This window comes from Bacillus sp. Marseille-Q1617 (assembly GCF_903645295.1).
In the GTDB taxonomy this organism is placed as follows: domain Bacteria; phylum Bacillota; class Bacilli; order Bacillales; family Bacillaceae_B; genus Rossellomorea.
This window is the reverse complement of sequence record NZ_CAHJXM010000003.1, coordinates 298465-310985: the sequence shown is the minus strand read 5'-3', so window position 1 is coordinate 310985 and position 12521 is coordinate 298465. Positions and strand designations below refer to the sequence as shown.

Annotated in this window: 12 protein-coding genes; 2 read left to right on the top strand and 10 right to left on the bottom strand. The window is 41.4% G+C overall.

The window, feature by feature from the left end; all coding sequences use genetic code 11:
* Positions 1-39: 39 nt before the first annotated feature.
* On the bottom strand, positions 40-672 hold the full coding sequence (locus HWX64_RS18790) for an MBL fold metallo-hydrolase (protein WP_175991051.1): 633 nt from the start codon (positions 670-672) through the stop codon (positions 40-42).
* Between the two features lie 225 nt (positions 673-897).
* Between HWX64_RS18790 and HWX64_RS18785 the strand changes: the two genes are divergently transcribed.
* Complete coding sequence (locus HWX64_RS18785; protein ID WP_172253483.1) at positions 898-1071, top strand: DUF2759 domain-containing protein; 174 nt, start codon at positions 898-900, stop codon at positions 1069-1071.
* 102 nt (positions 1072-1173) lie between these two features.
* On the opposite strand, the gene HWX64_RS18780 is transcribed toward HWX64_RS18785, so the two are convergent.
* The 7 genes from HWX64_RS18780 to HWX64_RS18750 all read right to left on the bottom strand — a co-directional run bounded on the left by HWX64_RS18780 (position 1174) and on the right by HWX64_RS18750 (position 9593).
* Positions 1174-1485 carry an MTH1187 family thiamine-binding protein gene (locus HWX64_RS18780; RefSeq protein ID WP_175991050.1) on the bottom strand — a complete coding sequence of 104 codons (312 nt, stop codon included), beginning with the start codon at positions 1483-1485 and terminating at the stop codon, positions 1174-1176.
* A gap of 7 nt (positions 1486-1492) precedes the next feature.
* Entirely contained in the window at positions 1493-2599 is a 1107-nt protein-coding gene (locus HWX64_RS18775) for a hypothetical protein (protein WP_175991049.1), read from the bottom strand.
* Between the two features lie 313 nt (positions 2600-2912).
* A complete protein-coding gene (locus HWX64_RS18770) occupies positions 2913-4106 on the bottom strand; it encodes a M14 family metallopeptidase (RefSeq protein ID WP_175991048.1) in 1194 nt (397 codons plus the stop codon).
* 165 nt (positions 4107-4271) lie between these two features.
* Positions 4272-6149, bottom strand: coding sequence for an LTA synthase family protein (locus tag HWX64_RS18765; protein WP_175991047.1), 1878 nt, complete (start codon positions 6147-6149; stop codon positions 4272-4274).
* Between the two features lie 419 nt (positions 6150-6568).
* Positions 6569-7537 carry an ROK family glucokinase gene (locus tag HWX64_RS18760; RefSeq protein ID WP_175991046.1) on the bottom strand — a complete coding sequence of 323 codons (969 nt, stop codon included), beginning with the start codon at positions 7535-7537 and terminating at the stop codon, positions 6569-6571.
* 13 nt (positions 7538-7550) lie between these two features.
* The gene (locus HWX64_RS18755) at positions 7551-7754 is read right to left on the bottom strand and encodes a YqgQ family protein (RefSeq protein WP_175991045.1); all 204 of its coding nucleotides are present in this window, start codon (positions 7752-7754) and stop codon (positions 7551-7553) included.
* Between the two features lie 381 nt (positions 7755-8135).
* Complete coding sequence (locus HWX64_RS18750) at positions 8136-9593, bottom strand: spore germination protein (protein ID WP_175991044.1); 1458 nt, start codon at positions 9591-9593, stop codon at positions 8136-8138.
* A 144-nt stretch (positions 9594-9737) separates the two neighbouring features.
* On the opposite strand from HWX64_RS18750, the gene HWX64_RS18745 reads away from it, so the two are divergent.
* Positions 9738-10619, top strand: a complete 882-nt coding sequence (locus HWX64_RS18745) for a hypothetical protein (RefSeq protein ID WP_254871214.1) — start codon at positions 9738-9740, stop codon at positions 10617-10619.
* On the opposite strand, the gene HWX64_RS18740 is transcribed toward HWX64_RS18745, so the two are convergent.
* Positions 10616-12145, bottom strand: a complete 1530-nt coding sequence (locus tag HWX64_RS18740) for a rhomboid family intramembrane serine protease (RefSeq protein ID WP_175991043.1) — start codon at positions 12143-12145, stop codon at positions 10616-10618. The two genes, HWX64_RS18745 and HWX64_RS18740, sit on opposite strands and share 4 nt — an antisense overlap.
* Before the next feature lie 170 nt (positions 12146-12315).
* Complete coding sequence (locus HWX64_RS18735; RefSeq protein WP_175991042.1) at positions 12316-12492, bottom strand: hypothetical protein; 177 nt, start codon at positions 12490-12492, stop codon at positions 12316-12318.
* Positions 12493-12521 lie beyond the last annotated feature (29 nt).

Sequence of the window (12521 nt, the reverse complement as noted above, 5' to 3'; positions counted from 1 at the left end):
TAAGCTAAAGGGAATTTTTTTATTCATCACCAATTTATATTAAAACCCATTCAAGAATGGATTGCCGTCCATCTCATGCCCAACTGTAGTTGTGGGACCATGCCCGGGAAGGACGACTGTTTCTTCCGGGAGGGTGAGCAGATGGTCATGTATACTGGACAGCAGCTGTTCATGATTCCCGCCAGGCAGATCACTACGCCCGATGCTTCCCATAAAAAGTGTGTCTCCGGCAAATACTATTCCTTCATTTTGTACATAATAAGAAAGACTTCCAGGAGAGTGGCCGGGCGTTTGAAAAAGTTCAAGCGTAAAATCCTCAATGGTGACCGTTTTTTCAGAAGAGAATACTTTTTCTGCGGGACTGCATTGAATACTTCCCATCCCTAACAAACCGGAACCATTCAAGCCGGGGTCAGTCAGCCATCCCGACTCCTTCTCATGGATATATACCGGTACCTTATATGTATCCCTGACTGTATCGACTGCGCCAATATGATCAAAATGAGCATGAGTCAATAAAATCGCCAGCGGCTCAAGATTATTTTCATTCAGCCAATTTACTAATTTTTCTCCTTCTGCACCAGGATCGATGATCAAACATTTTTTCCTATCGTTCCATAGAATATAGCAATTTGTTTGCAGCGGCCCTAAAGGAATCTGTTTCCATTCCATTTGATTTCACTCCTCTATTACTAACAATATACTGTTATTGTAGCAGAAGCCGTTACGAGATAAAAACAAATAGAAATTGATTTTGCCATAGAAGTGTCAAACTTTTGACCTCGACAAACAGAGGAAAAAAATATAAAATGTTAATGAGTGCATTTATGTACATATGATTATTTGTATTTTGTAAGCGGTTAGTAAAACGCATTTTTAATGAAAGGGGTCATATAAATGGGTCTTGTAATTATTACAGCATTGGTTACACTATTAGCTTTATTCGCAGTAGTGAGCACATTCAAAAACAAAAATGCTCTTGGAATCGTATTTTCATTGGCTACACTTGGTGTTTTTGGCTGGTTTACAATTATGACTGTCCTTCACTCTGGATACCCGGGTGGTCACTAAAAATTCTATATTCACCTGTAAAAGCCCTCCATTTGAGAGGGCTTTTTACGTTTCCAACGCCGAAATTTGAAAGGGTGAGCAGTCAGCCTGCTCACCCTTTTCTTATTCCATATGTCCTTGAACAGATGCAAGCTTCCCTTCCATTGTTCCTTTTTTATCCCTGCGATCATCAATTCTAATATTTGTGGCAACGCGCTTGATCCCTTTCTGGAACGGTGCCTCGTGGATTTCCTGGATGACCCCGAGCAGTGTCGAAAGTTCTCCTTCAATAATGGTATTCATGGGAGTGAGCTGAAAACGGATATTTCCTTCATCCTGGTGCCTCTTAAGGATTTTCTGCAGGTCAGCAACATAAGAACTTACACTTGGAGTATCTGTTCCAATTGGAATCACTGTTACGTCTACTATTGCCATGTAGTATCTACCCTTCCTTTTTTACTAGTGGTATGATGGTGGAATCATTCAAATTGATCACTTTTTCAAGCTGATTACCATACAAACAATAAGTTCCTTCAGGTGCGCACTGTATTGGTTCTACAGGAATCTCTTCAACCAGTGTTTTCTCGCTGCCATTCAGAACATTCCATTTTTTCAAGGTGAATGTCCCTGAATACGTATCAAAAATACCGGGCTCGTTTGCTTGAAATGTAATCAACTCGTTCTTGTTTTCTATCATATCATAAAAAGGAATGAACCAATCAGAGTAACGGCTAAGCAATGTCATCTGGAAATTGGAAATGATTTCCCCGGATTCATTTATGAACTGATACGTGAAATCATCATCTGCACCTGCACTTTCATGAACAGAGAGCAGCATTTCAGGGAAGCGCTCAAAATGGATGCTTGATGCATCGACAGTCTCTTTTTTCCCATCCAGTAAATTCTGACTGATAAGAGGGGCTGACACACTGATTTCATCGCTATCCCAATCCTGATAAAGAACAGAAACATCAGAATTCCATTTCAAAAAAGGCTGTTCTACATCGACCTTCTCCAATTGGGAAGTATTTAAATCCAGTTCATATACTTCAAAGCTCCAGTCTTCAGCAAAGCTTGTAATCAAAAGTTTAGCTGTATCGAATTCATTCCATTCATAAGATAATTCATATGAGGGTATTTCATCCTGGTAAATTACTTTTCCGTTAAGGTCTATGATTGTGATCATGGCCGAATATGTGGCAGGGGCAGAGTGAATCAGTATCTTGTCCTTATCCGGGGACACTACTGAATGGACGTAGGACGAAGGTATTTGATATATTTCTTTACTGCCCCCCTCGAATACATCCGACACATAAAAGGCAGCCCCGCCTTCTTCTTCAATAACACTCAGCACATCTGTATTCGATAACCAATCCACATTTTCTATAAACTTATCTGATTGAATACTGTTTTCCTTAATTTCTCTTATATCTTGTTTTTCCTGCCTATTCTCTCCAGGAGAGGGAGTTTCGGTGACCTGAGATTGACATGACGCCATCATTACCAGACTAAAAACAATGAATAGATTAAGTACGCAGTGTTTTTTCAAAAACTCTCCCCCTCTCAAAAATCCTCATATAAATTAGTACGTATTACCGGGCAAAATGTTTCAAAATTATGATAAAAACATTACAAAAAATCCAAAAAATGATGACCTCATGATTTGACAGTGCTCTTACAGCATTGTCAAAAGGCCATCACATGCTCCTTATTGAAGGATCCTTATGCTTATCAGGGGATAAATATACTTTCCCTGCAAAGAACTTGATGATTAATTTTACTCCTCTTCCCAATAAAAATCTACTATGTTTATACTAAATGAAACAGGAAAAAATAACTGTTTATGTTAAAGACCCACTCTCTTAGTACCATCTATAAACAGCTACAAGGAAAATCCCTAATGTGTCCCTGTAAATCTCATCAAATTGTGATAGAGGAAGTGGGTTTATTCCTTTTCCGAGTTCTAACGTAAAAGCGGGTTTCTGAAACTCTTTAATAAACCAATCCTTATATCCTGCATAACTGTCCACGTATCTCACGGATTTATAGCCGCTGACCCTTTCGAAATCTTGGGCAAGTCTTTCTGCTTCAGGAGGTTCCAGCCCTTCATATCCCCAGTAAAACTCTTTCCCCTGGGTGTGTATAGCAAGGAGCCTGTCGAAGGCTTCTTCTTTCGCAAGTTCAGCCATTGCAATTGCTTCAGGTTCTGAAAGGGGCTTATCTCCTGGGAAATCCCGGGGGGCTGGCGACTTTTCTTCCTTCCTCTCTTTTTCAATTTCCCACTTTGCAGGAAATTGGTTATTGAGGTCCACACCGCGGATATTCGCTTTCCAGCCGGTAAAATCAGAGCTGCCTTTATTTAAGGTAATAAGTTGTTCATTCATATTCTCCGGTGGTCCTTTTAAGACAAGGTCCACTCCATCAGGGTTTACCATTGGGACAATCGATAAAGTTACACCAGTGTAGATCGGCATTGTTTGAACCCCCCGTATAGGCATCACATTCGTCAAAGAAAGCAGGTACTCATTCAGGAAAGTCATCAAGATTGAAGTGGTGATCCATTCATTGGCATGAAAGGATGCATCCATGTGTACCTTTCTCCTTCCATTTCCGATTCGCATTTCAACGAGCGGTTTTCCCATTACACTTTCACCGATCGAGTTCAATTTAATGAACGGATAGATTTCTTTTAGCTTCTTCAGGTCTCTTTCCAAAACTTCAGAACCATATCCTTGTTTGCCGTTTACGATGGGGTTGACGACTCTCGCAGGTAAATAAATGGTTGTGCCGATTTTCAAGGTATTTGGGTTGATATCTCCATTTATCAATGAAATAGCATCCACGTGTATATTCCGCTGTCCGGCGAGATTCCAGAACGTATCTCCCTGTTTGATTGTATAGCTTTCTTTGGTGAATCCAGGGATTTCTACTTCCGTTCCTATTTTTAATCCCTGTGGGTCGAGAGAGGGATTTGAATCAATGATTAACTTGTTAGGAATATAGAATAAATTGCTGTAATACCAAAATGTATCTCCATTTCTCACCCTTACTTTCATTTCAGAAACCTCCCTGCTATACCATCCTTACTTACTCATATGAAGGAGTCTTCATTTCATGACAAAAAAAGCCTGCGAATTTATTCGCAGGCCCCTGTGAATTTATTCGCAGGCTCCTGTGAACTTCATTCGCAGGCTCCGGTGAAATAATTCACAGGCTTTCGATTATTGTTTGTCTTCGTCACGGTACTCTGTTTCTTCATAGAAGCGAAGCAGATCTCCGTATATGATCTTATCTGAGTATTCGAGTTCTTCTGTTGCGCGTTCCTGATATGGTTTACAGAATTTCATATCGGTTACTTCTTCCGAATTCTTATCCCAGCATTTTTCTCCTGCATATACATAATCTTTCGTGATGAAACGTCCGTCACGCAGGATGGCAAAGTCTTCATGCTGCTCAGAGAAGAGGTCTGCACCGAATTGAATGTCTTTCTTTGTATCGATCCCTAATAAATGTAAAATCGTTGGCTTCAGGTCGATTTGGCCAGAGACTTTGGAAATCGTTTTTCCTTCTTGTCCTGGGACGTGGATGATCAGCGGCACCCTCTGAAGTTGAGTGCTTACCAATGGAGTTACTTCCTTGCCCAGATATTGACTCATGGCCGTATTATGATTTTCAGAAATTCCGTAGTGATCTCCATACATGACGAGGACGGAATCTTCATACAACCCTGATTCCTTAAGGTCGGCAATAAAATTTTTCAATGCCTCATCCATATAGCGTACTGTCTGGAAATAGCGGTTCACGGTACCGTCTTTAGACGTGTATGGCTCCACTAATTTATCTTCTTCATCTAAAGTGAATGGATAATGGTTCGTTAATGTAATCATTTTCGTACTGAAAGGTTTTGGCATTTCTTTCATATGTTCCACTGATTGTTCAAAGAAAGGAATATCTTTCATTCCCCAGTTAACAGAGTTTTCATCCGTTACTTCATAATCAGGCAATGAATAGAAACGCTCATATCCTAAGGAATCATACATGATATCCCGATTCCAGAAGCTCTTATTATTCGCGTGCATTGCAGTTGTATAATATCCATTAGCATCAAGTTTTTCCGTCATGGAATCGAACTGGTTGCCTGAGTGAGTGAAGAACACTGCACCTCGATTTAATGGATAAAGGGAGTTATCCAAGAGGAACTCTGAATCTGACGTTTTTCCCTGCTGCGTTTGATGATAGAAATTATCAAAGTAGTAGCTTTCACCGATAAAGTCATTTAAAAACGGTGTGATTTCTTCCCCATTCATTTTCTCGTTGATGACAAAGTTTTGAAGAGATTCCATTGATACAATAATCAGGTTCTTGTCTTTTGCAATTCCGTACATTTCATCGTCAGGCTTATTGTAGCTTGCACGGATATAGTTGTCGATGCCTGCCAGCTCGCTGCCGTCTGCCAATGCTCTCTGGGCAGAAGATTTAGATTGCAAGAAGATATCATATATGTGGTAGTTGTATGTCCCAATATTCTTAACAAGCATTTCACGGTCAAATGTTCTTGTAAGGAGCTGCGGTCTTTCTGATTCAGCCAGTCCAAGATTAAAGAACACCAATGCTGTAGCAACTAAGAAATAGGCTCTTCTGCTCACACGGCTGTAATTTTCAAGTGAGAACCATGAAGGCATGAATTTAATCAAAGCGATAAGTATGATTACGTCCAAGAAGTAAAACAGGTCTTTCCAGCTCATAATGGCACTTGCACTGCTTCCTAAATCCGAGAAGTTGCTTGTTTGGAATAAAACAGGAAGTGTCAAGAAGTCATCGAAGAATCGATAAAAGACAACATTCCCATAGAGGATCGAAGACAATAGGATACTGGTGATGATGATATAACGCGTTCGTGATTTATCCTTCTTCATCAACAGTCCGATCCCAAATATAAACAATAAGAAACTTAACGGATTCATGAAGAGAATGATTTCTTGAATCGTGTTTTCTATTTTTATATCAAAACTAGTTTTATAGACGATGTACGTTTTTACCCAAAGGAGTAATGTTGCAATGATGATTAAAGGAACCTTTGGAATCTTATTTATGTTCATTTTGTAACCTCCTTGCTACTTACGCCGGTCCTTCGTATGTAACACTTAATGTAAATTTATCCCTGGTAAAAAAAGGAATTTTTAAAATAGAACCATGAGTTATCTTAATACTTTTTTTACAAAACGTCAAACCCAAATTCATACAACTAGTATAAAATGATATTTTACACCTTATTCTCTTACCCATACTATTAGACGTTTGAAACAGTTAAAAGTTTCAAATTGTCCATTTTTCTTTAAAATGAACCTTAAGGCCTACGTCTCATTTCAACCGGACTTAAAACTTTTTAAGTCAAGAGTCCCGCGTCATCTACTAAAGTAATGCTTTTTCAAATTATGAGTCCGTTAAACACAACGACTAACTTTAACAAAGTTCACAAAAAAAACTCCCGTTATGGGAGCTCTTTATTAATGATGAATCATATTTTATTTTTGACCAGCCAGGCTGCACCTATCACACCAGCATCATTGCCGAGTGTAGCGATGCTTAACCCTGTTGATGTCCTGACTGTCGGGAAAGAAAATTGTTGAAAATGGTTTATGACAGGCTTCAGTAAAACATCACCTGCTTTAGAGACACCTCCGCCGAGCACAATCTTTTCAGGATTCAGTACATTGCCTAAATTCGCTAATGCCAGACCCAGATAAAAAGCAAGCTGGTCAACAACGTTTTTTGCTAAATCATCATTGTTTCTAGCTGTATCAAAGACATCCTTGGCGCTGATCACATCATTTTCGTTCCGCAGATCCCTCAATGCCGAATGAGTGGAAGTAGAATCCAAGGTTTCATTTGCCAGGCGTACGACACCCGTTGCCGATGCCACCGTTTCAAGACAGCCGGTCTTTCCGCAATTACATTGAAATCCTCCGTGCGGCACGACTGTAATATGCCCGATTTCCCCGCCTGCACCTTTTACTCCATGCACGATATCGCCATTTGTTATGACACCACCGCCTACTCCTGTTCCAAGTGTGACGCAGACAAGATCCTTCGCGCCATCTCCTGCACCTTTCCACATTTCACCGAGCGCTGCACAATTTGCATCGTTATCAATGACAGCCGGTAAACCTGTTTCTACTTCCAGGAGATCCTTTAATGGTGTGTTTTTATCCCAGCCCAGGTTCACCGCTTCATAAATTATACCTTTTGCCATATCAACCGGACCAGGTGCCCCCATGCCGATCCCGACCAGCTTATCTTTGGTTTGATCGAGTTCTTCAAGCTTTCGGTCGATCGCTTTGGCTATATCGACGATGATGTTCTTGCCATTATCGGATTTATCAGTCGGGATTTCCCATTTATGTAACAGTTCACCGTATTTACTTAAGAATGCAATTTTGGTCGTGGTGCCGCCTAAGTCGACCCCTACCAGCCATTTTTCCGTCATAGTATCACCCTTATTAGTCTTGTTTTTCTTTTTCTACCGCTATTTCCTGCCTCAATAATAACAGTGCGGTCTGGAAATCCCTTGGTTCAACCAGCTGGGATTTATACAGCTCTTTCAGTTCGTCTTCCATTAGCTGCAGGTCTGAAAGACGATGTCCAACATAAATGATCGTTCCATAGGATTTCAGAAACTGCTGGATATCATAAATCGTTTTCATTCTTACACCTGCTTTCTTTCTTCACACTAAAGTATATGATAAATCCGGACTGTTCTCAATTCTTTCTTTACACTAATAAAATACTAATTTGTGAAAGGAAGAGATATACTATATCGTTGACCGTTCCTTTCCGCTGCACGCACAAGATTCCCCGGGGAGGAAGTCGAGCCTCCTCGGCGTTCCGCCTGCGGGGTCTCGACCTTTCCTCTAAATCCCGCAGGAGTCAAGTGCCTGCAGCTCCAATCCACTCCACTCTGTGTTAATAATCGCGTTACCAGCACCACTTCAAACTTTGAAATATCCGTTAGAATGAAACGTTAGAAACAAAAAGTGACTTCCAGCGAGATATAATCCCGTTGGAAGTCAACTCAACTATAAATATTAACGATCAGGGTCCTTAGGGTGCAGGAAGCGCGGTCTTCTGTTTTTGAGGGGCATTGGCGAGCGCAGGAATACGTCTCTGAATGCCCTGAAGTTAAACGGTATGAACGGCCACATATAAGGGATGTCAAATGACTTCATTCTTGATAGTGCTATTAACCAGGCCATGACGCCGATGACAAAACCATAAACACCGAACAAAGATGTGGCGGCCAGCAGAAAGATCCGTACGAGGCGGTTTGCCAGGCTAAGCTCATAACTCGGTGTAGCAAACGTACCGATGGCCGCAATCGCAAGGTATAAAATCACTTCATTAATGAACAGCCCGACTTCAACTGCCACCTGACCGATCATCAAGGCGGCCACCAAGCCCAGCGCGGTGGCGAGCGAGGAAGGTGTATGGATGGCTGCCATCCTCAGGATATCAATCCCTATCTCAATCAGAAAGAATTGTAGAAATAATGGTACCTCTCCTGTTTCGTTTGGCCCGACATAACTCAGCTGATCCGGCAACAACTCAGGCTGTATAGCAAATAAATAGTAGAGAGGGAGTAAAAAAACGGAACTCCACACTGCAATGAATCTCACAAAGCGCAGGTAAGCCCCTACTGAAGGCTTGTTGCGGTATTCCTCGGCATGCTGCAAATGATGCCAAAAGGTCGTTGGGGTGATCAATACACTCGGGGACCCGTCCACCATGATGATGACATGCCCTTCATATAGATGAGCGGCAGCAGTGTCCGGTCTCTCCGTATACCGTACCATTGGGTAGGGATTCCAATGCCTTCCTGAAATATATTCTTCCAGTGTTTTTTCTCCCATCGGAAGTCCATCGGTATCTATTTTCGATATGGAATCCTTGATTTTTTTAACTAATTCGGGATCTGCAATGTCTTCTAAATAAGACACGACAATATCTGTTTTCGACCTTCTCCCTATCTGCATGTATTCCATGCGGAGGGAAGGATCGCGCACCCTTCTTCTCGTCAGTGCAGTATTGAATACAATCGTCTCTACATAACCGTCCCTCGAACCCCTGACGACTCTTTCAATATCCGGTTCCTGCGGTCCTCTGACAGGGTATGTTCTGGCATCGATGATAATGACTTTATCAATTCCATCCACCACCAGCGCCGTAGGTCCTGCAAGCACCAAGTCAATGACTTGATCCAGATCATCTACCTGCTCGATTTCGATATACGGGATATAGGTTTTTAATAGTTTCTGTAACGTATCTTCTTCCAATTGCTCTGGACTCAGTCCTGATAATAGCTTCATTAAATAATGCATAATATCATCTTTAACGAAACCATCCACTAAAAACATAGCCATTTTGCGTTCGGCATATTCTAAATCAAGCTGTATGACATCAAAACTTTTATCAACAGCCAGAGCTTCTTTAAGATAACTTGTATTCTCTTCTATCCTGGTAGAGACAGGCTTTTTCTCATTCTTCATTCTGAGCCTTCACTCCTCATCCGTTAACATGTTTTACCATCTTTACCATACTAGACAACGCAAAGACAAATCATACATCGAAACATATTAATCAACCCTCCGGCATAAGAATGAACAACCGGACAAACCATTGGAGTGAATGATATGAAACAAAAGGTACTGAATGCTGTTCCATTCTTGATTCTTATGGTCATTCTAGCAATTGGAATCGAGTTCATTTATCAGCCTCGGACAGAAGAAAGCATTATTTTCTTTCCAATCAATGAAAATGTTACATATGAGTCTGCTTCAACCCTTCTCACCCTTGTGCCTGAGAAAAAAGATAATGTGTATGAAGTGAAATGGAAAACCTCTTCTAAGCTGGATACGCCAGCTTACTTGCGGCAGGATGTAGGGTTTCTTTTTATCAATGGAAGATTGAAAGGGAAAATGAATGAATGGGAACAAGATACTGATGGACTCGTCCAGGAAGAATCAATTAAAGGGAAAGAAAGCAGCCTTTTACAAGCGTTATCTTTCCATTACTCTGAAATTCATGAAAATGATGATAAGTATACGAGTGCGCAAAAAATGACAGAAGATAAACTATACGTAATAGATTCTAATTTCAGTCCCTTAAACTCTTTCAGGGAGCCGGATACAGATGCAGAAAAAGAATGGAAGACAATACTGGACCGGGTCTCGTCTCAACAATTGGACTTTTTGTGGGAGAAAGGGATAGATTCACTCGGTATTCCGATTGAAGAATATACCACTTTCCCGCTCACGGATTTACCAAGCCTGGAAGAAGAGCCGCTGGAGGGATTTGACGAGGAGGAGTGGGAACGTTTCATCGGTAACCTCTGGGAAGGTCTATATAAAAATTATTATTTAGGGATAAAAAAGGAAGATGGTACGATAATCGATTCACTCGACAGCACCATCCCCCTTATTTTAGTCAAAAAAGATAAAAAAGAAGTTCTTGTACTTCTGATTGATAAAGACGGAAACCCTTCATTGCTCAGGCAGCGGATAGCACCTTCTTAAAGGTCTCCTTCCAATTCATTTACCAATTTTTTGTATTTATCTTCCTGTCCGTTCAAGCTATAGGCCTTTCTGGCATGGGAAAGAGCCGCATCACGTTCGCCGCTGTCAGTCAGGATCAAGGCCAAGTTGTAATGTGCTTCGTGAAAATCATCCCTTTTTTCTATGGCACTCATCAGATGTTCTTTCGCCTCTTCGGCTTTTCCAAGTTTGATTTCGGCGTAGGAAAGATAAAAATAGGTCTCAGCATTCGGAGTACCCTTTTCAATGGTTTCGCTCAATAATTCCTCAGCCTCCGTCCATTCCCCGGCTGTGATTTTTTCCTGGGCAACGCCGTTTGCAGTGTTGATATCCCACTCGGAAGGATTTGACTGACGGTCACTTACAACCATCATCCCAATCAGCACAACGGTGGCCGTTAAAATGAGCAGCTGCCTGAACGGACGAAACAATCCAGGGACGCTGACGATCCCTGCAGCAAGAAAACCACCTGCCAAACCACCGAGATGACCCGCATTGTCAATACCCGGAATGGTAAATCCGAAAGCCAGATTCAATAAAATGACTGCAATGATGTTGGTGCCCATTGTTCGAAAAAAAGTTTTCGGATACAGGACCCCAAAATAGAGCAATGCCCCAAAACATCCAAAGATCGCTCCACTCGCACCGGCTGAAAGATTCGAAGTGAAAAGATAGCTGGCAAAAGAACCGGCGATACCTGAAACCATATAGACGAAAACAAAACGGAAACGGCCATATATTTTTTCGACCGCGTTACCTAAATAGAAAAGAGCAAGAGTATTCATGAGCAGATGCAGCAACCCGATATGTAAAAAGATCGGGGTCACGAGCCTCCACCATTCACCTTCTATTATTAATGGATTATATTTCGCTCCATATTCAATCAATGTTTGAGGGTTCTGACTGCCCCCGTTCATTTCCAAGACGGCAAACATGATCAGTTGTACCGCTATGAAAAGATAAGTGAAAAACGGTTTCCCCTTCTCAAATAATTGCCTTTCTTTTTGTATCTGTTTAGCAGAGGCGCTCACTGCCCTGCTTTTCACCCATTCGACGTTGGCTTCCATCACTTCTGGAGGAATGTCCCATTCTCCCTCACTGAATAAAGGGTCGCTCTTCAACCTTTCCCTCCCCATCGATTCATCTATCAGCAAGGACTCTACGTTCAATTTATCATTTCCTGCCGCAGCATCCTCTTTGAAAATTTCTTCCCCGGCATCGACAGGCGGGTAAGTGCTTATGTATAGATTTTTCATATTCAATCGTCTTTTATGTCTCTTTCTTCTGATTCTTTCTGCATTGTGGACGGTTTGTTCCATATCCCTTTCAATCCATGAGCCCCAATCAAGATCCTTCAGGCGCAGCCTGATGACATCCGGCTCTTTCAAAGCAGTATTCTCAAACCAGATTTCATCCTGTTCCTGGGATAACGTCAGTATCCGGTAATGTTTCTGTTCAATTAGGAAGAGTGCAATTTTCCAAAAGAGGTAATGATAGTTTAAATTCACTACATCCACTACTTTCTTTTAATTTGCAGGAGCAGGCCGGTTCTGGCTGCTTCCTGATTTAATGCTACTATACCCTTTCCATTTTTATGATGTAAAGTTATAAGCCCCCATAAAAAGCATTCTAAGCAAAAAGACCGCACAGAAGGAAAACCTCCCGTACAGCCTTTTTTCTAGCGGAATGTACTTTGCATGAATTTCGCACGTATCCCCGGGATGTTCATTGCCCCTTTTACAGCAAAGCGCCGAATGAAGAAATTGCCGAGGAGCAGGTTGAGTATCCGATAGCGGTTAGGTATCAATAACAAAATCAAACTGCCAAGAACAAGCCATTTGGTCCATCCGTTCATACTAATCCCTCCTGGGAATAGTTTGCTCT

Excerpts from the sequence above, each read along its gene's own strand:
- HWX64_RS18790 (WP_175991051.1), bottom strand. The coding sequence starts at position 672 with ATGGAATGGAAACAGATTCCTTTAGGGCCGCTGCAAACAAATTGCTAT.
- HWX64_RS18785 (WP_172253483.1), top strand. The coding sequence starts at position 898 with ATGGGTCTTGTAATTATTACAGCATTGGTTACACTATTAGCTTTATTC.
- HWX64_RS18780 (WP_175991050.1), bottom strand. The coding sequence starts at position 1,485 with ATGGCAATAGTAGACGTAACAGTGATTCCAATTGGAACAGATACTCCA.
- HWX64_RS18770 (WP_175991048.1), bottom strand. The coding sequence starts at position 4,106 with ATGAAAGTAAGGGTGAGAAATGGAGATACATTTTGGTATTACAGCAAT.
- HWX64_RS18765 (WP_175991047.1), bottom strand. The coding sequence starts at position 6,149 with ATGAACATAAATAAGATTCCAAAGGTTCCTTTAATCATCATTGCAACA.
- HWX64_RS18760 (WP_175991046.1), bottom strand. The coding sequence starts at position 7,537 with ATGACGGAAAAATGGCTGGTAGGGGTCGACTTAGGCGGCACCACGACC.
- HWX64_RS18755 (WP_175991045.1), bottom strand. The coding sequence starts at position 7,754 with ATGAAAACGATTTATGATATCCAGCAGTTTCTGAAATCCTATGGAACG.
- HWX64_RS18750 (WP_175991044.1), bottom strand. The coding sequence starts at position 9,593 with ATGAAGAATGAGAAAAAGCCTGTCTCTACCAGGATAGAAGAGAATACA.
- HWX64_RS18745 (WP_254871214.1), top strand. The coding sequence starts at position 9,738 with ATGAAACAAAAGGTACTGAATGCTGTTCCATTCTTGATTCTTATGGTC.
- HWX64_RS18735 (WP_175991042.1), bottom strand. The coding sequence starts at position 12,492 with ATGAACGGATGGACCAAATGGCTTGTTCTTGGCAGTTTGATTTTGTTA.